The organism is Hydrogenobacter sp., assembly GCA_041287335.1.
Classification (GTDB): Bacteria; Aquificota; Aquificia; order Aquificales; family Aquificaceae; genus Hydrogenobacter.
In genome coordinates this window covers 32202-51542 of record JBEULM010000022.1, presented here as the reverse complement: position 1 = coordinate 51542, position 19341 = coordinate 32202, and the positions used below count along the sequence as shown (strand labels likewise).

The window sequence follows — 19341 nt, the reverse complement described above, 5'->3', positions numbered from 1 at the left end:
TTATATGTTCCTTTTCATCTGCCTACTGATCTTCAGTTTTTCTTGGGGCGGGGAGCTTGAGACACTGATTTCCTATGCTCTTGAAAATTCTCCAAGAATAAAAGAGTACAAAAATATAAAGGAGTCTTTTAAGTACAGAGAGGCTTACTCTTCTTCTCTTCCCAATCCTACCGTTTTTGTAGGTTTTAGTAATCTACCACTCAATAGACCTTATCCTAATTCAAAAGAGCCTATGAGCAGTTTCACTGTGGGTTTTTCACAGATGTACATATTACCAATAAAGAGGGAACTTGAAAAGAGAGCTATAGCAGGTGAAAGGGAAGTGGTGTTGGAGGATGAAAATCTGCTCAAAAAAGAGATAATCAGAGATATAAAGGTCAAGTACTTAGAGTGGTTTTATACCCTTAAAAAGGAGAAAGTTTTAAGTTCCATAGAGCGAGAAGTAGAAAGCTTAGAAAGTATAGCTAAGGAAAATTACAGGTACGGCAATGCGACACTTTCTGACATCCTCTCTCTAACGGGCGAAAGGTTAAAAGTGCATAAAGAAATGGAAGTTTTAAAAGAGGAAAGGGATAAATTAAAGGAAGAGATAAACTACCTTGTAGGAAAAAATTTTACGCTAAAGGGGGAGGAAGTCCATTTTCAAGAGCCGGATTTTGAAAAAGTGGATATAGAAAAAAGTCCATACGTAAAGAGAGTGCGAGCGCAATTAAAAAGCCTTGAGTTACAAATGCGTAAAAGGAGTGTTGAATACCTTCCCGACATTGAGCTTATGGTTGAATACATGGCAAGACCCTCAATGAGCGATATGTTTAGCGTGAGGCTTGGTTTCACTCTTCCTATATGGAAGAAAAATAAAGAAGACATGGCAGTTTTAGAGAAAGTTGAAGAAATGGAAGCTAAAAAGCAGGAACTTAACGATATATTGCTGAATCTTAAAAAAAACTTAAACACTCTGAGGATAGAATATGAGAGCAAAAAGGAACTATTGAAACTTACTGATGAACTTATAAAGGAAAAAAGGCAGGAGCTTGAAGCTCTCAAACTCTCTTACAAATATAAAAAAGTTGATTTTAGAGAACTTTTGAGATTGTACAGAGAAATATGGGATCTTGAGATAAACGAACTTGATCTTGAACTTGCTACTAAAAAGATACTACCTCAGTTGGAGGCGCTGTTATGAAAAGATTTATATTTATTCTAATATTCCTTACGGCGCTTCTTGCCTTAGTAGGAATAATCTATTACACGTATAAAGGGAAAGAAATCTCATCTATACCCACCGGATACTCTTACCTATTTTCCTTAAAAGAACGTAATCTTGATGTTAGTTTCTATTCTCAAGGTGGGGAGTTAAAAGTAGGTAAAAATAAACTCTACATACTTATAAATCCTGAAAGGAAGCTTACAAACCTTTACTTTTACATGCCTCCTATGCCGGGGATGGGTGAAATGAGAGAAGATGTAGTGTTAAATGAGGTAAAAAAGGGTAGGTATGAAGGTGTTGTGAATATTAGTATGGCAGGTTCATGGCAGGTGGTGGCGGAGGTTGAGGGAAACGTATTGAAAAAGGAACTTTCCGTTCCTTTCAAAGGTAGTCAGGCTGAGGGGAAAAGGACTGAAGGCATAAGCGTAGATCCACAAAAGCTTCAAATGATAGGGATCCAGACGGTTGAAGTAGGAAGGCAGGATCTTATGGAGAGTTTCCATGCTGTTGGGTACATATCTTATGACCTTTCAAAAACCTATGATATCACTTTGCGCAGTGATGCGTGGGTGCTGGACACCTTTGGTAGATTTGAAGGTGAGCTTATCTCAAAAGGCACGCCTCTTATGAAGATTTTAAGTCCTGATGTAGAAGTAACTAAGGAAGAACTTCGGCTTGCAAAAGAGTTGGGAAGAAAAGATCTTGAAAAGGCAGTACTTGAAAAACTATCTTACCTCAGAGAAGGAGAGGTGATAAGATCTCCTTACTCGGGCGTAATTCTTGAAAGAAAGGTATCTCCCGGAGGTTTTTTGAAAGCCGGAGATGTAGCATACAAGATAGCCAACGTATCAAGTGTATGGGTAATTGCAGAAATCCCTCAGGAAGATGCGTACGCTGTAAAGAAAGGGATGGAGGTTCTCATAAGCCCTGAGGGAATTCAGGAAAGCTATACAGGTAGAGTAGATTACGTATTTCCTGAAGCTGATAAGATGGCAAGAACGGTGAAGGTAAGAATAAGCCTTCCAAATAGAAATGCCTTTTTGAAGATAAACCAGCTCGTTGATGTTTACTTTGAAAAACCGCTGGGAGAGGTACTTGCTGTGCCAGAAAGTGCGGTGGTAGATACGGGCAAAAGGCAGGTGGTCTTTGTGGAGTTAGAGCCAGGCGTTTATCAGCCAAGAGCTGTAAGGCTTGGGAGAAGGGCAGAAGGCTACTACGAGGTGCTTGAAGGTTTGAAGGAAGGGGAAAGGGTGGTTGTAAAGGGAACCTTCCTTTTAGACTCAGAAGCCCAGATTAAGGGGATCTATGAAGAGGAGGTAAAGACCTATGAACATCACCACTGAGCTACCTTCTGCTCATAAACCTGCCGTAAGCAAAAAGGAGGTAAAGCACACCACCTGTGAATACAAAAAGCCCAAGGAAGTAAAAAAGTACGTCCATAAAAAAAATTCTAATAAAGGAGGTTTGATATGAAGAAGCTACTTGCATCAGCCCTTTTGACGGTGGGTGTGTTTTCAGGGGTTTTTGCACAGCAGGAGCATAAACACGAGGGTGAGAGCCTACAGCAGGATATGATGCCCATGATGCCTATGATGATGCAGATGATGATGGAAGACCCCGAGATGCGTAAAGCTATGATGGAACATATGCAGAAATGCAGACAGCAGATGATGAACACACTCATGGAAAACCCAAGGTTTATGGAAAGGCTTATGTCCATGATGCTACAGCACAGGGAAACTATGAAAAAGGTTTTGGAAAATATCCCTCAGATGAAAAAGCAGATGGAGGAGCTTTTTAAATGAAGCGACTTTTGATGGTTCTTTTACTATCTTCTTTTTACCTTGTTTTGGCTCACGAACCGCATCAAGCTAATGAATATGCGAATCTTCAAACTTTGGTTTATCCAGCTGTTGTAAAGTTTCATCCACCTATCGTTCATTTTGGCATATCCCTTCCATTCGCAACCTTACTTGCGGAGGTATACTACACAATAAAGAAGAAAGGAACGGAGTACTTGGTACTTTTATTTAGCTTTCTGACACTTCTCGTACTATCTCTATCCGTTGTAACAGGCTACACCGCACATCAGAGTATAGAGGAAATGATCCCTAAAAGAGGAGCTATGGAGCTTATACATCTTCATCAGAATATAGGCTTCGTTCTCCTTTTTCTTTCTTCCTTGGGTTTTCTCTTTAAGGTGTTGTATCACGTAAGATATAGCAATGTGTTCCGGTATGTTTTCATAGGTATTTATCTTCTCTTGTGTGCAGGTGTAGTGTATCAAGGAAGCTTAGGTGGTAAGCTGGTTTATGAATATTCAGTAGGTGTACCAGTGGAGGTAGCAAAATGAGGCTCATATTAATTTTCCTATTTAGCTTTATTTTTGCACTGGCTCAGCCTAAAGAACCACCCAGGGGTGAGCGGTGCGTGGTCTGCGGTATGGATGTAAATTTTGACCCAAAGCTCACCTCTCAGGTAAAGCTCAAGGATGGTTCTTACAAGTATGCGGAGTCTCCAAAGCATATTTTGCAGTTTTACCTTGAAAATAAAAACAGAGTGGCAGAGCTTTGGGTAAAGGACTATGAAAGCGGTAAGTGGATAGATGGCACAAAAGCTTTTTATGTGCCTATAAAGGAGGGTCCTATGGGTCCGGACCTTGCTCCTTTTAGAAGCAGGCTATCCGCCCAAAAGTTTGCCGGTAAGGGAAAGGTTTATCAGCTTAAAGATATCACTAAGGACTTTTTAAAGCACCTTGATATGGGGCATGTGCATTAAAAGGAGGCGATAGATATGATGTGGGATATGCATGGAATGGGATGGGGTATGGGTCTTTTATACCTGCTTGTGGTGCTTTTTCTACTTCTTGGCATAGGAGCCTTTCTTAAATACTTGCTAAAAGGTTAAACTATGCATACACACCATCATAAAGTTCCTGTTAGGCACAAAGACCACATAGAGGAGATTAAGAAAAAAGCCATCGTTTCAAGCATACTGACCTTACCTATACTTGCCTTTTCTGAAAGTTTCCAAAGACTTATAGGCTTCAAAATTCCTGAGTTTTACGGAAGTAAGGTAATTGTTCTCTTACTTTCTTCCTTTATCTTTGTCTATGGAGGGAGCTTCTTTATAAAGGGTTCTTTGGAGGAACTTAAAAAGAAAAAGCCGGGAATGTTCAGTCTTGTAGCTCTTGCAATAAGCGTTGCTTTCCTTTACAGCCTATATGCAACCTTGCAGATGAAGATGGACTTCTTCTGGGAGCTTTCTACGCTTATTGTAGTGATGCTATGGGGACATTGGATAGAGATGCGGTCAACACTCGGGGCTTCAAAGGCTCTTGAGGAGCTTATGAGGCTTATGCCTACAAAGGCAAACCTTGTGAAAGGGGATAAAATAATTGAAGTTCCTGTTTCCGAGCTTACACCCGGGGATATAGTCCTTGTAAAACCCGGTGAAAAAGTACCCGTTGATGGCGTTGTAGTGGAAGGCTCAAGTTATCTAAACGAAGCTATGCTCACAGGAGAATCAAAGCCTGTTTATAAAAGTTTAGGGGATAAGGTAATAGGCGGTTCCTTAAACATGGAAGGTTCTCTCAAGGTTAAGGTTGAAAAGACTGGAGAAGAAGCTTATGTAGGTCAAGTCATAAAGCTTGTGAAGGAAACACAAGAATCAAAAACAAGACTTCAAGATATGGCAGACAAAGTTGCCTTCTATCTCACCCTGATAGCTGTATTTGTAGGCTTTATATCCTTCTCTCTTTGGGTCTATTTAGCAAAAGACTTATCCTTTGCCGTTGAAAGAGCTGTTTCCGTTATGGTAATAGCCTGCCCGCATGCCCTTGGGCTTGCCATACCCCTTGTGGTTGCCATGTCCACTTCTTACTTAGCAAAAAATGGCATATTGATAAGAAAAAGGATTGCCCTTGAGCTACTCAGGAAGGTTGATGTGGTAGTCTTTGATAAAACCGGCACGCTGACAGAAGGTGTTTTTGGCGTCTCCGAGCTGTTTTGTGTAAATATGTCAGAGAAGGAACTTATAAGGCTAACATCTGCTGTTGAAAAGTATTCGGAGCATGTTATAGGCAAGGCTATAAGAGAGTTTGCACAAAGAGAAGGCATTTCCATACCAGAGGTAAAGGGCTTTAAGGCTGTATCTGGCAAGGGGGTCTTAGGTGAAGTCGAAGGTAAAGCTGTGGCAGTTGGAACGCTCTTGCTTATGGAGGAATTAGGGATAGTAAAAGATATGGAGGTTTTAAAAAGGGTTGATGAGTTTGAGGCACAAGGAAAATCTTCCGTATTGGTTGCATTAGATGGAAGGCTAATAGGAGCAATTGCTCTGTCCGACAAACCAAGACCTGAAGCCTACGAGGCTGTTAGAGAGCTTAAAAACATGGGTAAAAAGGTTATGATGATAACGGGTGATTCTGAAGTGGTTGCACGACACTTAGCTAAGGAGCTTGGTATAGAAGAATATATCGCAAGGGTACTTCCCCATCAAAAGGCTCAAAAGATAAAAGAGCTTCAATCAAAGGGTATGAGGGTAGCGATGGTGGGAGATGGCATAAACGATGCACCAGCCCTCGTCCAAGCCGATGTAGGTATAGCCATAGGTTCTGGCACAGATGTAGCCATAGAAAGTGCTGACATTGTGCTTGTTAAAAGTGACCTAAGGGATGTGGTAAAGGTGATAAAGACATCAAGCATTACAGTTAGCAAGATGGTTCAAAACCTATTTTGGGCTGTAGGCTACAACGTATTGGCTATACCCCTTGCCGCAGGCATAGCCTTTCCATGGGGCATAATCCTAAAGCCAGCAATAGGTGCCCTTTTCATGAGTGCAAGCACTTTAATTGTTGCAATAAATGCCATGCTCATGAAGAGGTTCTTAGAATGAAAAGGCTCACGGAAAGCATTTTAAGATACAGGTTTGTGGTTATTATTCTTTCGGCCTTCCTTCTACTGTATGGCTTTTACTCTTTAAAGAAGGTGCCCATAGATGCCCTACCAGACCTAACTGACACGCAGGTAATAATCTACTCTGAATGGATGGGGCAAGTACCTCAAGTTATAGAGGATCAACTTACCTATCCCCTGACTTCCGCCATGCTGGGTCTTCCAAGGGTCAAGGCGGTAAGGGGCTACTCAATGCCTAACTACTCTCTGGTCTATGTCATATTTGAGGATGGCACGGATATATACTGGGCTCGCTCAAGGGTCTTAGAAAAGCTCTCTTCTATAAGGAGCCAGCTTCCAGCTCAGGCAAAGATAGAGCTTGGTCCTGACGCTACCGGTCTTGGCTGGGTCTATCAGTATGTACTCTATTCAGAAAGGAGAAGCCTTGACGAGCTTTGGAGCCTTCAGAACTTCTACATAAGGTATGCCTTACTTTCCGTGCCAAACGTGGCTGAAGTGGCTTCTGTAGGAGGCTTTGAAAAAGAGTATAGAGTTATTATAAGACCTGAACATCTCATGCATTATGGTATCTCCCTTGAGGATGTTGCAAAGGCTGTAAAAGGTTCAAATCTTGAGATGGGAGGCAAGTATGTAGAGATAAACGGAAGAGAATTTCTCGTAAGAGTAAAGGGATATGTGAAAGACAAAAAAGAGATAGAGAACTCTATAGTGAAAGAAGTAAATGGTGTACCCATAAGAATAAAAGACATAGCTACTGTGGTGGAGACGCCCGCCTTGAGGATGGGAACGGCAGATTACAACGGTCTTGGAAATACTGTAGGTGGTATAGTGATTATGCGCTACGGTGCTGATGCTTATAAAACCATACAGGAAGTAAAAGAAAAGTTAGAAGAGATTAAAAATGGTCTTCCAGAGGATGTAAAGATAGTACCGGTTTACGATAGATCCGAATTGATACAGAGGGCTATAAATCATCTGTGGAGGGTTCTCGTAGAAGAATCCACAATAGTGATTTTGGTTGTAAGTCTTTTCTTGCTCAATCCCGGTCTAAGCTTGGCAGTTGTTGTTTTTCTTGCCCTTTCCCTGCTTGGTACGTTCATTCTCATGAACCACATGGGAGTCAACTCTAACATCATGTCACTGGGAGGTATCGCTATAGCTATAGGTACAATGGTGGACGCAGGCATAGTGCTTGTAGAGGCTTACTCAAGAAAGAGGGAGGAGGGGAAGGACGTAAAAACTTCTTTGGTGGAATCGGCAAGTGAAGTAGGGAAACCTATTTTCTTTGCTCTTCTTGTAGTTGCTGTCTCTTTTGTCCCTATGCTTGCCATGAAAGGGCAAGCTGGAAGACTTTTTGGACCTCTCGTTATAACGAAGACTATTTCTATGCTCGTAGCTTCCTTACTCTCACTTGTGATTTTTCCACTTCTGGTTTATTACTTAGGAAGGGGAAAAGTTCTGCCTGAAGAGAAAAATCCTCTGGTTAAAACCCTTATAAAACTGTACTCTCCTCTATTTTCATTAGCCATTAAATTCAGGTTTCTTTTTTTGCTCCTTGCCCTTGTTTCCATACCCGCAGGTTACATACTTTACAAGAATCTCGGAAGGGAATTTATGCCGGACCTTAGGGAGGGTACACTTCTTTACATGCCTACTACAGCACCAAGTATTTCGGTGCAGGAAGCCCAAAAGCTACTTACAATTCAAGATAAGATAATAAAGAGCTTTCCAGAGGTAGAAAGCGTTTTTGGAAAGGTTGGAAGAGCAAACACCCCAACGGATCCCGCACCCCTTTCTATGATAGAGACAACGATCACTTTAAAGCCAGAAAGTCAGTGGCGAAAAGGGATCACATACGAAAAGCTCATCTCGGATCTTGACAGATCCTTGCAGCTTCCTGGTGTCGTAAATAGCTGGACCATGCCAATAAAGGGAAGAATTGATATGATAAGTACAGGCATAAGGACACCTTTGGGCATAAAGGTGTTTGGAGGTGACATACAAGAACTTTCACATTTAGCACTTGAGTTTGAGGCGGCACTCAAAGGGATGGAAGATGTTATGAGTGTATACGCTGAGAGACTTACAAGTGCAACGTATATGGAGATCCTTCCTGATAGGGAAAAGCTTGCACTTTACGGTCTATCACTTGAGGATCTTTCCTCCGCAGTAGAGATGCTTCTTTCTAACAGTCCCATCTCTTTTTATATCTTAGGTAGGGAACGCTACAGCATAACCTTAGGAGTTCCCAGGGATTACAGAGAAGATCTTGAAAACCTATTACTTCCGATAAAAGACAAGCTCGTTCCTCTCAAAGCTGTAGCTGAAGTAAGAAAAACTGAAAGTCCTATGGAGATAAAGTCGGAAAACGGTCTTTTGGTAGCTTACATTTATATAACACCTAAGCTGGATGCAGACATAGGCAAGATCATTAAAGAGGGTGATAAAAGAATAAAAGAGAATATAAACTTACCTCCTGGCTATTACTACAGGTGGAGTGGAGAGTTTGAGTACTGGCAAAAAGCTACGGAAGATTTAAAAGTGATCATTCCTCTTGTACTTCTCAGCATAGTACTACTGGTTTATATGAGTCTTGGGAAACTTTTTGAAACCCTTTTGGTGCTTTTTACCTTACCCTCCTCACTTCTTGGTGGTTTTCTACTTATGTACGTATTTGGTTACAGACTGTCCCTTGCAAGTATAGCGGGATTTTTAGCTCTTTTGGGTATAGCCTCAGAAATGTGTATAGTAATGGTAGTCTATATAATGAACACTTTAGAGAGAAGACAAGAAAAGGCTTTCAAAGAAGCCATATACGAGGGTGCTGTTATGAGGATAAGACCAAAAAGCATGACTATGCTCGCTATAGTAGCCAGTCTATTGCCAGCTATATACCTTCATGGAACGGGTTCAGAAATAATATCCCGAATAGCTCTTCCTATGGTAGGTGGAGTAGTTTCAGCTTTTTTAACTGCGCTTTTTGTGATACCTGCCCTTTACAGCTTTAAGGAGATAAAAAGGTGATCTTGCCAAAGGGTTCAAGCCGGTTATATTTATGAATAAGTATTCGTTAAGGAGGTTAGCAATGTGTCTTTCTATACCTTCAAGGGTAGTTGAAGTTAGAGAAGATGGGACTGCGATCGTTGATACTATGGGCGTAAAGAGGGTTGTATCTCTGGAGCTTATGCAGGAGGACGTCAAGGAAAACGATTGGGTCTTAATACATGTTGGTTTTGCTATACAGAAACTTGACGAAGATGAAGCTCTCAAAAGCCTTGAGCTGTTTGAAGAGATACTAAATATGGAGGAGAGCTATGAAAGTTATGAAGGTTGATATAAGGAGTGAGTTTAAAGACGGAGAAAAGGTTAAAGTCCTTGAATTGAAGATAAAAAGGGATGTAGAAAAGTTCGGGAGCGAAGTTTACATAATGGAGTTCTGCGGAGGACACACCCATTCTATAATGAAGTACGGTATAGACGAGCTTTTAAAGGGGTATGTGAAGTTCGTTCACGGTCCAGGCTGTCCAGTATGCGTGATGCCCATGCAGAGAATAGATTTAGCTATAGAGCTGGCAAAACTTCCCAATACTGTACTGTGTACCTACGGTGATTTGCTGAGAGTCCCAGGTTCCAATAGGAAGAGTTTACTGAGTTTAAGGTCAGAAGGCTACAACGTACGAATGGTTTACTCTTGCCTTGATACACTCAAAATAGCTCAAGAAAACCCTGAGAAAGAAGTCATATTCTTTGCCATAGGTTTTGAAACCACGACTCCTCAGACAGCAGTACTCATTAAGAAAGCGAAAGCTTTAGGATTGAAAAACTTATCCGTAGTTTCTAATCACGTAATAACGCCCGCAGCCATACAACACATACTTAATTCTCCTGAAATGAGGCAGATAGGCAAAGTAAAAATAGATGCCTTTATAGGTCCGGGTCACGTCAGCGTAATAATAGGCACAAGACCCTATCACTATTTTGCCGAGGAATTTCAAAAGCCAGTGGTCATATCAGGTTTTGAACCAGTTGACGTTATGCAGTCGGTTTACATGATAATCAGGCAGATACTTGAAAAGAGAGCGGTTGTGGAAAACCAATACACGCGATTTGTATCTTATGAAGGTAATTTAAAAGCACAAAAACTTGTCTCCGAAGTTTTTGAACTTAGAAAGGAATTTGAGTGGAGAGGACTGGGAATAGTTCCCTACAGCGCTTTGAAAATAAATAAGTTTTACAAAGATTTTGATGCGGAAAATAAATTCAGTGTTGATCTGCCAAAACCTAAAGAGCATCCCGCCTGCATATGCGGAAAGGTTATAAGAGGTGTGGCATTACCAACGGACTGTAAACTCTTCGGAAATGTCTGTACTCCCTCAAATCCAATAGGTTCGTGTATGGTATCCTCAGAAGGTGCCTGCGCCGCTTACTTTAAGTATAAAAATATGTAGGAGAAAGTCATGAAGGTGCTATTTTTTTGTCACAGATTTAACTCGCTTTCCCAAAGACTATACTGCGAACTTACTCAATCAGGACACGAAGTCTCTATTGAACTTGATGTGCATCCAGAACTTATGATAGAAGCGGTGGATCTTTACAAACCTGACCTTGTGATAGCGCCCTTCCTTAAAAGAAAGGTGCCGGAAGAGGTTTGGAAAAATTACCTAACCCTGATAATCCATCCCGGACCTGCAGGTGATCGTGGACCTTCAGCCCTTGATTGGGCTATACTTAAAGACTTCAAGCAGTGGGGGGTTACTCTACTGGAGGCAAGTTCTGAGTATGATGCTGGCGATATTTGGGCTTGTAGAACTTTTCCCATGAGATTCGCCAGAAAGTCAAGTATCTATAGGAATGAAGTGACAGAGGGAGCAGTTGAGTGCGTATTTGAAGCTATTGAGAACCTGTCTATTGGGAAGATAAAAAAAGAACCTCAGAAGCATGGAGTTTGGAACCCACCTATGGAACAGGAGCTTAGAAAAATAGATTGGTGGAAAGATACAACCCAAGAAATACTCAAAAAGATCCATGCATCCGATAGTCAACCGGGATCTTTAGCCACATTTAAAGATGAGGAGTATTACCTGTTCAATGCATATCCAGAAAGTTACTTGAAGGGGAAAGCGGGAAGTATATTAGCTGTTAGGGATGAAGCTTTATGCGTTGGTACAACCGACGGAGCTGTATGGATCACTCACATGAGAAAAAAGGAAAAAGGATCAATAAAATTACCGGCGGTGAGGGTAATACCTCACCTTCTGGACGGTGTCAGAGAAGAACCTTTAAAACCGTGGGAAAAGGTGGATGCTGAAACCTACAGGGAGATAATTTACAAAGAGGAAAAAGGTATAGGATACATAACTTTCAATTTCTATAATGGGGCTATGTCCACAGAACAGTGTGAGAGGCTTTTGGAAACCTTAAAATACGCCAAAAAGAGACATATAAAAGCTTTAGTGCTTCTCGGACATGAGGATTTTTTCTCCAACGGTATGAACCTAAATACCATAGAGGAAGCAGAAAGCCCTCCTGACGAATCTTGGAGAAACATAAACGCTATGGATGATGTATGTGAGGAGATACTCAGAACTGAGGACAAGCTGACGGTAGCAGGCATGCAGGGAAATGCTGGTGCGGGAGGAGTTTTTCTGGCTCTTACATGTGACTTGGTATTTGCAAGGGAAGGCGTAGTCTTAAATCCTCATTACAAGAATATAGGGAATCTTTACGGTTCAGAGTTTTGGACATACACCTTACCCAAAAGGGTAGGTTGGGAGAAGGGTAAGGAAATAATGGAAAACAGAATGCCTATAAGCTCAGGCATGGCTTTTAAAATAGGATTGATAGACGGGGTTTTTGGAAAGACTCCCGCTGAGTTCAGGGAAAGGCTAAAAGCGTGGTTGAATGAGTTTGTATCCTCACCGGATTACGAAGAGTTTATAAAGAAGAAAAGGACGGATAGGATCAAAGAGGAGCTTAAAAAACCTTTATCCGCATACAGAGAAGAAGAACTTGAAAAAATGAGATTAAACTTTTACGGTTTTGATACGAGCTACCACATTGCACGCTATTACTTTGTAAAGAGAATACTACCTTTCAGAACACCTCCATACCTTGCTATACACAGAAGGTTGAACTTCAAAGCTTAAGGGCGTTCCATATGTTCTCAGCCACCTCATCTGTATACTCCATAAGTGGTTTGTCCAATACACCTTCATGGTAAAGAAAAACCATACCTCCTAAGGGACCCATAATTGTGGTAAATGCCGGGAAAAAGTTCTGATTTCTGAGTTCTCCCCTTTCCACTCCATCGGAAAGGAGAACCATAACTTCGGTTATCACCTCACCAACACATGCAAAACCTTCACAACCCTCCTTAAATATCTCTCTGTTTACCAAAAAAACCCTCAGGAAGTAATTAATTAGCTCAGGTTCACTCAGAGCAGTTTCGAAAAAGGCTTTTGTAAACTCATAGATCTTCTCTTTAACTGATACCTTCATCTCATTAACTTTTTTGAGCTTTTCCCCCACCCATCTTGATACAGTAAGCATTATCTCCTTTGCAAGCTCTTCCTTTGACTCAAAGTAGTTGTAAAGATTTCCTACACTCATGCCTAATGCTTGTGCTATGTCCGGAATTGTAGTGTTGTAATATCCTTTTTCGGAAAAGAGCTTGCACGCAACCCTTATAATCTCAAGCTTTCTCTTCTCTTTGAGAGCCACCCTTTGCATGATCATATAATATAGATCAGGAGGTAAAAGGATGGGTAGAGAGTTGAAATTTACCAAAGATGGAATTGAAGTAAGCGGTTACCTGTCCGAGCCGGAGTTTGTAAAAGGTCCGCTTGTTATAGTGATTCACGAATGGTGGGGATTAGTACCTCACATAAAGGACGTGTGTGATAGATATGCGAGCGAGGGCTTTTTTGCCTTTGGAATAGATCTTTACAAAGGGAGAACAGCAAACAATCCTGAGGATGCTGGAAAGCTTATGCAGGAGCTTTTCAGTAAGAGACTCTCTGAGGCTGAAGCTATGCTGAAGGCATCTTTAGACTACTTTAAGGAAAATGACATAGGCTTCGTTGGCAGGGTTCAGGATTTCAGAATAGGTATGACTGGTTTTTGCTGTGGTGGTACATGCACGTGGTACTTTGGAGCTAAATTTCCGGATGAATTCCACGCTTTAGTTCCTTACTACGGACTTTACTCCATAGTCCCCATAGACTTCTCCCAGATTAAAGCTCCGGTCCTCGCGGTGCATGCAGGTAAAGATGCCTTCATACCTATCAGTGAAGTTACCAAAGCCATAGAAGAGTGTAACAATCATGGAGTTAAAGCACAGTTTTTGATATACTGCGGTGTGGATCACGCCTTTTTCAATGATACCAGGCCGGAAGTTTATCACGAAGAGTACGCTGTTGATGTGTGGAATAAAACTGTGGAGTTTATGAAGAGACACCTAACATGAAGATCAGAGACTACTTTTTGCTGGCTTTATTTTCTCTGACAGGCGCTTTCGCCTTTGCGGTCATAGCCATCAGTAAAGGAGAAAAGATAGGAGCACTTTGGATACTTGTAGCTGCGCTTAGTATATACTTCATAGGATACAGGTTTTACAGCTACTTCATAGCTTATAAGGTTTTTCAGGTAAGCGATCACAACCCTACGCCAGCCCACAGATATTACAACAAAGTGGATTATGTTCCGACAAATAAGTGGGTGCTTTTTGGTCATCACTTTGCATCTATATCGGGTGCTGGACCGCTTGTAGGTCCTGTCCTTGCAGCACAGATGGGGTACCTTCCCGGAACACTGTGGATACTCATTGGTGCTGTATTAGCGGGATGCGTTCAAGACATGGTCATACTCATTATCTCTATGAGAAAAGGTGGAAGAAGTTTAGGTCAGATCGTAAAAGAAGAGCTTGGGAATCTGGGTGGCGTAGTAGCTTTGATGGTTATATACACCATACTAACTATACTTTTGGCGGTTTTAGCTCTTGTTGTGGTAAAAGCTCTTGCTCAAAGTCCCTGGGGGACTTTCTCCGTATTCATGACCATACCCATAGCTATGTTCATGGGTATTTACATGTGGCAAATAAGACCAGGTGCTGTGCTTCAGGCTTCCCTTTTTGGTGTTATGACACTCCTTTTATCCCTTTATGTTGGGAGGCTCATAGCGATAAATCCGTCAACAGCGAAGTTTTTTACTTTATCTGAGCCTCAACTCGCAATAGCTCTTATAATTTATGGGTTTTCCGCATCCGTGCTTCCTGTCTGGCTTTTACTTGCACCGAGGGATTACTTAAGCACTTTTTTAAAGCTTGGTACAGTGATACTTATAGCCTTAGGTGTGTTTTTGGTAAATCCTGAGATAAAAATGCCTGCTATTACGCAGTTTGCGCTCACAGGCTCAGGACCAGTGCTTAAAGGGGATCTTTTTCCCTTTCTTTTCATAACCATAGCATGTGGAGCTGTATCAGGTTTTCACTCTCTTATATCCTCGGGTACATCTCCCAAGCTTATAGATAAAGAGAGTCACGTCAGACTCGTAGGTTACGGTGGTATGATAGGGGAGTCCCTTGTCGCCATTATGGCTATGATAGCCGCTGTCTCTATGGAACCCGGCATATATTTTGCCATAAACAGTCCCGTAAGTGAAATAGGGAAGACTGTTTTTGAAGCTTCTCAGAAGATATCGTCGTGGGGATTTTATATAACACCTGAGGAGCTAAAACACTTAGCCAAGATGGTAGAAGAAAAAACAATACTCTCAAGGACAGGAGGTGCGCCCGCATTTGCCATAGGTATGGCTCTTATCTTTGCCAAAATAACGGGTGAGTCCCTTCTCGCCTTCTGGTATCACTTTGCTATACTATTTGAAGCTGTTTTCATACTTACCACCATAGATGCGGGTACAAGGGTAGGTAGATACATACTTCAGGACCTTGTGGGTATCTTTGTTCCAGCTTTTAAAAACTACGGTGATCTTAAAATAAATATACTTACCAGCTTGCTTACTGTTATAAGTTGGGGATACTTCCTGTATGCCGGGGTTGTAGATCCTTACGGAGGTATAAAAACTCTTTGGCCACTCTTTGGTATAGCTAACCAATTGCTTGCCACCTTAGCACTCACAGTGGCAACAGTTTATTTGGTGAACGCTGGCAAAGCGAAGTATGCATGGATTACTGGCTTTCCCGCCGTGCTTATGTCAATAAACACGCTGACCGCGGGTATATTAAAGGTGTTTCATCCTGATAAAGACATAGGTTTTTTGGCGCACGCTCACTGGCTTCTGGAAAAGACATCTCAAGGTGTTCTACCACCAACCATACCTTCTCTTCAGGTAGCTTACAGAGTCATATGGGGCGATTACGTAAACGCTTTTCTTGCCACTTTATACGTTGCCCTTGTGTCGCTGATAATCCTAAATTCCATATACGTTATGTTCAGGAAAGTAAAACCTAAAGAGGTCCACGCTTGAGCCTTACATTAGCTATCCCAAAGGGTAGGCTTTTTGAAGAGAGCATTAAGCTCTTAAAAGAGAAAGGGATCCTTCATGCAGATCTTGAAGAGGGAAGAAAACTACTCATTAAAGCTAACGGCTTTAACTTTCTTCTCGTAAAACCCGCTGACGTAACTGTATACGTTGAAAACGGCGTAGCAGATTTGGGTATAGTAGGTTACGATGTTATATTGGAAAGGGAGCCAAATCTTTACACACTCTTAGACCTCGGTATAGGCTTTTGCAGAATAGTAGTAGCGGGTAGGCAAGAAAGTAAGGAAAAGTACTTTAAGGAAACTTATGTAAAAGTGGCAACTAAGTATCCACGGATAGCACGCAGGTTCTTCTCCCAAAAGGGTATAAGAAGTAAGATAATCTATTTAAGCGGTTCTGTGGAACTCGCGCCAACCATAGGACTTTCCGATTACATACTTGATATAGTGCAAACCGGTAGAACTCTAAAGGAGAACAAGCTTATCGTCATAGAGGAAGTCACCACATCAACAGCAAGACTTGTCTGTAACAAAGCGAGCTATAGAAACAAGAGGGAGGAGATTATGGACTTTTTCAACAAATTAATGTAGGTTTGCTGACTGGTGGCAGATCTATTTCCTCACCTGCAAGTCTCAAAGGTTTGGCGATCAATTCTCCTATGAATCTAAGCTTATCTTCAAGACTTTGAAGCTTCACACCGTAAAGCTTCGCAAGTTCCTCAAGCTCGGGTGACTCACCCTTAATTCTGGAAATTTCTCTCGCTATAACGTAAAGTTTGTTATCCACCTCAGGATAAATATCCTTTATGTATGTTACCACGTTATATGAATAAACGACTATTCTCGGATACTTTGTCATTTCCTTTATCATGTTTTCAAGATGTAGGTGGTCAAAGATGGAAGGATTTTCATCTTTAGGAAGAAGCCCTGCCAAAAGCTTGTCACCATCAAATTGAGCATGGTATATGGCGTAGCTTTCTGGAACTGTTTCCCACCCGTATTCAAATGCATTGCTCAGAAAAGCTCCCATAGCTTCTTCCTTGCTTTGGAATATGCCTATGAGTTTCTCAAAGTCCTCTTCGGGTATCTCCACGAGAGCTAAGTAACACTCCCCGTAAGGGAATACCTTCACTGTATAAGTAAGCTCTTCCCAATTTTGGAAAACTTCCAGCCTTTTGTGACTTTCTTCCGGCTTTTGCAAAACTGTCTGTATCTTCATGCTTTAACCTCCGCTAAGACCGTATTTATATAAAAGACGAATAAACTCAACTTTACACTTCTTTTTAAATTATCGGATACGAGAAGGATTCTGTCAATTAGGGACTCGTAAACTTGGTAATTCTCTTTATCTTCAAGGAGTCTTCTGTGCAATAGAACCTCAAGTATGTAAATAAAAAGCTTCTGATCTTCGTGATCCAACTCTTCTAATTTTTGGGAAACTTTGTAAACTTCAAGGGTTGAGCCAGCAAGTACACTCTCTGCCATATTTAGGAGATGTCTCTTCTCAGATAGCTTCTTAGCTTTGGTAATACTTCCCCCACATAGGGAAAGCAATACCTTATCTTGCACACCAGTTATCTTTTGAATTTCCTCTTGAGGAAGCTCTCCGAACTCCACCGGATAACTGCGCGATCTTATAGTGGGTAATATCTTATCAATTATATTTGTCACTAAGATAAAGTGCGTATCCTCGGGAGGTTCTTCAAGAGTTTTTAATAAAGCATTCTGAGAATAGGGATTCATACTCTCAGCGGGTGCTATTAGCACCACCTTTTTTGAGGATAAGGCAGGCTTTAAGTTTACAAAGTCCCTTGCACCTCTTACCTGATCTATTTTGATCTCATCCTTTTCAGGTTGAAGGTAAATAAAGTCAGGGTGATCTCCCTGAAGATAAAGGAAGACTTTTTTGCCAGTTTCTTTCTCCGAATACACTTTCAGATCTTCAACTGGCTTTCTATTAAACTCGTTCATGTGAAGACACGACGGACAACTGTCGCACGCAGGAAGGGTGCCTCTCATACACAAGAGGGCTTTAGCGAACGCAAAAGCTGTAGTCCTTTTACCTATACCTTCCTTGCCGTAAAAGAGGAGTGATGAAGGCACTCTTCCGAGTCTGTACATGTTCTCAAGAAGTTTATTGGCTCTGTGTTGCATAATCATCTCCCGAAATCAAGAAATATTCTTGATGGAGTTACTCCAACCTGTTTTTGATATTTACCACGATATGGATTTTCCGCTCTTCTGTCAAGCTTTGCCAAGACTATCTGACATATTCTCATACCAGCGTACAACCTTATAGGACAGGAATTTGCATTATACAGTTCAAGGGTTATCTGACCTTCAAAGCCTGCATCCACCCAACCTGCATTTTCAATAAACAGTCCCAATCTTCCCAGAGATGAGCGCCCCTCTACAAACGCTGTTATGTTATCAGGTAATTTTATATACTCGTTTGTAGTGGCAAGAACAAAGGCTTTGGGCTCTATGAGAAAACCTTCCTGAGAGATTGTTACCTTCTCGGTTGGTATGTTTTCGCTTCTGACATCTATCCAATCAGCTTTGTAAAGGAGTATCTCCTTTCCAAGAGTGAGATCTACAGAAGATGCCTGTATATGAGATTCTTCATAAGGCTCTATGACAAGTTCACCTCGTAACAGAAGCTCCTTTATAGTACCATCGCTAAGTATCATGTTTCTATACATGGGGGTGGAGGGAATCGAACCCTCACGGGGGGTTGCCCCAGGGGATTTTAAGTCCCCTGCGTCTGCCAGTTCCGCCACACCCCCTTACGGACTTAAAATTATAACTCATTACCTAAAGCGATATAAGGTTATCTTATATTGACTTAAAAAAAAACTATAGTATTGAAAAAGGAAAGGACTTACTATATTATATGCTTATTGCTATATATTTAAACATGTAGGAGGTGTTTATTATGGCTACAATTACACCTGACAAAGTCCTTGATGCCTCGGGTCTTAACTGTCCTTTGCCGGTTTTGAAGACTAAAAAAGCTCTTGAGGAACTTCAATCGGGTCAGATACTTGAGGTCATAACCACAGATCCGGGTGCTAAAGCTGACATACCTGCCTTTTGTAGTAGAACTGGTCACGAACTTCTTGAGACTGTAGAAGAGGGAGGTAAGATCATCTTCTACCTTAAGAAAAAATAAGGAGGGAAAGCTATGGCTACCGAAAGACTTGCCATAATAGCTACAAAGGGAACACTTGACATGGCATATCCACCTCTAATCCTTGCCTCCACCGCAGCCTCTTTGGGTATAGAAACCGCAATATTTTTCACTTTTTATGGGCTAAACATTATTCATAAGAAAAAAATGAATGAGCTAAAAATCGCACCCATAGGGAATCCAGCCATGCCTATGGCTTTCCCCCCTTCTATGCAAAATCCTGTTACAAATGCCATTTCATCTATATTCCCAGGACCTCCCCAAATTATGGGTATTATACCCGGTATGACGGATCTTATGAGCTTTATGATGAAAAAGACTATAAAGGAACACGGTGTTGCGAGCATACCCGAACTCATAGAAGTGTGTAAGGAAGCTGAAGTAAAGCTCATACCTTGTCAGATGACTATGGAACTCTTTGGTTATAAATACGAAGATCTTATAGATGGTCTTGAACCACCTGCAGGAGCTGCGACTTTTATGAATTACGTCCTTGAAGCGGACAAACCTATGATAATCTTCGTATAAGGAGGA

The 19341-nt window shown here is 41.4% G+C and carries 19 protein-coding genes and 1 tRNA gene; 15 read left to right on the top strand and 5 right to left on the bottom strand.

What is annotated here, in order from left to right:
• Positions 1 to 4 precede the first annotated feature (4 nt).
• The 10 genes from ABWK04_03150 to ABWK04_03105 all read left to right on the top strand — a co-directional run bounded on the left by ABWK04_03150 (position 5) and on the right by ABWK04_03105 (position 12266).
• Positions 5 to 1183, top strand: a complete 1179-nt coding sequence (locus ABWK04_03150) for a TolC family protein (GenBank protein ID MEZ0360884.1) — start codon at positions 5 to 7, stop codon at positions 1181 to 1183.
• Entirely contained in the window at positions 1180 to 2550 is a 1371-nt protein-coding gene (locus ABWK04_03145; GenBank protein MEZ0360883.1) for an efflux RND transporter periplasmic adaptor subunit, read from the top strand. Before ABWK04_03150 ends, ABWK04_03145 begins: the two co-directional genes overlap by 4 nt.
• A gap of 126 nt (positions 2551 to 2676) precedes the next feature.
• Complete coding sequence (locus ABWK04_03140; GenBank protein ID MEZ0360882.1) at positions 2677 to 3012, top strand: hypothetical protein; 336 nt, start codon at positions 2677 to 2679, stop codon at positions 3010 to 3012.
• Positions 3009 to 3560, top strand: coding sequence for a DUF2231 domain-containing protein (locus tag ABWK04_03135; protein ID MEZ0360881.1), 552 nt, complete (start codon positions 3009 to 3011; stop codon positions 3558 to 3560). Before ABWK04_03140 ends, ABWK04_03135 begins: the two co-directional genes overlap by 4 nt.
• A complete protein-coding gene (locus ABWK04_03130; protein ID MEZ0360880.1) occupies positions 3557 to 3985 on the top strand; it encodes a nitrous oxide reductase accessory protein NosL in 429 nt (142 codons plus the stop codon). The genes ABWK04_03135 and ABWK04_03130 overlap by 4 nt, the downstream gene beginning before the upstream one ends.
• Positions 3986 to 4117: 132 nt before the next feature.
• Positions 4118 to 6100, top strand: coding sequence for a heavy metal translocating P-type ATPase (locus ABWK04_03125; protein MEZ0360879.1), 1983 nt, complete (start codon positions 4118 to 4120; stop codon positions 6098 to 6100).
• A complete protein-coding gene (locus ABWK04_03120) occupies positions 6097 to 9144 on the top strand; it encodes a CusA/CzcA family heavy metal efflux RND transporter (protein ID MEZ0360878.1) in 3048 nt (1015 codons plus the stop codon). The genes ABWK04_03125 and ABWK04_03120 overlap by 4 nt, the downstream gene beginning before the upstream one ends.
• Before the next feature lie 61 nt (positions 9145 to 9205).
• Positions 9206 to 9454 (top strand): HypC/HybG/HupF family hydrogenase formation chaperone, encoded by a 249-nt coding sequence (locus ABWK04_03115; protein ID MEZ0360877.1) that lies wholly within the window; start codon positions 9206 to 9208, stop codon positions 9452 to 9454.
• Positions 9435 to 10568, top strand: a complete 1134-nt coding sequence (gene hypD / locus ABWK04_03110; protein ID MEZ0360876.1) for a hydrogenase formation protein HypD — start codon at positions 9435 to 9437, stop codon at positions 10566 to 10568. The genes ABWK04_03115 and hypD overlap by 20 nt, the downstream gene beginning before the upstream one ends.
• A 9-nt stretch (positions 10569 to 10577) precedes the next feature.
• A complete protein-coding gene (locus ABWK04_03105; protein ID MEZ0360875.1) occupies positions 10578 to 12266 on the top strand; it encodes a hydrogenase maturation protein in 1689 nt (562 codons plus the stop codon).
• Here the strand turns inward: ABWK04_03105 and ABWK04_03100 are convergent.
• Positions 12256 to 12849: a TetR/AcrR family transcriptional regulator gene (locus ABWK04_03100; GenBank protein MEZ0360874.1), complete on the bottom strand. Its 594-nt coding sequence runs from the start codon at positions 12847 to 12849 to the stop codon at positions 12256 to 12258. The two genes, ABWK04_03105 and ABWK04_03100, sit on opposite strands and share 11 nt — an antisense overlap.
• 31 nt (positions 12850 to 12880) lie before the next feature.
• Between ABWK04_03100 and ABWK04_03095 the strand changes: the two genes are divergently transcribed.
• From ABWK04_03095 to hisG, 3 genes are read left to right on the top strand one after another with little or no spacing between them, the layout of a single operon-like run.
• Positions 12881 to 13585 carry a dienelactone hydrolase family protein gene (locus tag ABWK04_03095; GenBank protein MEZ0360873.1) on the top strand — a complete coding sequence of 235 codons (705 nt, stop codon included), beginning with the start codon at positions 12881 to 12883 and terminating at the stop codon, positions 13583 to 13585.
• Complete coding sequence (locus ABWK04_03090) at positions 13582 to 15603, top strand: carbon starvation CstA family protein (protein MEZ0360872.1); 2022 nt, start codon at positions 13582 to 13584, stop codon at positions 15601 to 15603. Before ABWK04_03095 ends, ABWK04_03090 begins: the two co-directional genes overlap by 4 nt.
• Positions 15600 to 16208, top strand: coding sequence for an ATP phosphoribosyltransferase (hisG, locus tag ABWK04_03085; GenBank protein MEZ0360871.1), 609 nt, complete (start codon positions 15600 to 15602; stop codon positions 16206 to 16208). The genes ABWK04_03090 and hisG overlap by 4 nt, the downstream gene beginning before the upstream one ends.
• Here hisG and ABWK04_03080 read toward each other — a convergent pair.
• The 4 genes from ABWK04_03080 to ABWK04_03065 form a co-directional block, all read right to left on the bottom strand.
• Entirely contained in the window at positions 16192 to 16836 is a 645-nt protein-coding gene (locus ABWK04_03080) for a hypothetical protein (protein MEZ0360870.1), read from the bottom strand. The two genes, hisG and ABWK04_03080, sit on opposite strands and share 17 nt — an antisense overlap.
• Complete coding sequence (locus tag ABWK04_03075) at positions 16833 to 17771, bottom strand: DNA polymerase III subunit (protein MEZ0360869.1); 939 nt, start codon at positions 17769 to 17771, stop codon at positions 16833 to 16835. The genes ABWK04_03080 and ABWK04_03075 overlap by 4 nt, the downstream gene beginning before the upstream one ends.
• Before the next feature lie 2 nt (positions 17772 to 17773).
• A complete protein-coding gene (dcd, locus tag ABWK04_03070) occupies positions 17774 to 18307 on the bottom strand; it encodes a dCTP deaminase (protein ID MEZ0360868.1) in 534 nt (177 codons plus the stop codon).
• A gap of 11 nt (positions 18308 to 18318) precedes the next feature.
• Positions 18319 to 18403: transfer RNA gene (locus ABWK04_03065), tRNA-Leu, on the bottom strand.
• A 149-nt stretch (positions 18404 to 18552) separates the two neighbouring features.
• Here ABWK04_03065 and ABWK04_03060 point away from each other — a divergent pair.
• Together ABWK04_03060 and ABWK04_03055 are read left to right on the top strand one after the other, a co-directional pair.
• Positions 18553 to 18789 carry a sulfurtransferase TusA family protein gene (locus ABWK04_03060; protein ID MEZ0360867.1) on the top strand — a complete coding sequence of 79 codons (237 nt, stop codon included), beginning with the start codon at positions 18553 to 18555 and terminating at the stop codon, positions 18787 to 18789.
• 12 nt (positions 18790 to 18801) lie between these two features.
• Positions 18802 to 19335 carry a DsrE/DsrF/DrsH-like family protein gene (locus tag ABWK04_03055; GenBank protein ID MEZ0360866.1) on the top strand — a complete coding sequence of 178 codons (534 nt, stop codon included), beginning with the start codon at positions 18802 to 18804 and terminating at the stop codon, positions 19333 to 19335.
• The last annotated feature ends 6 nt before the right edge of the window (positions 19336 to 19341 follow it).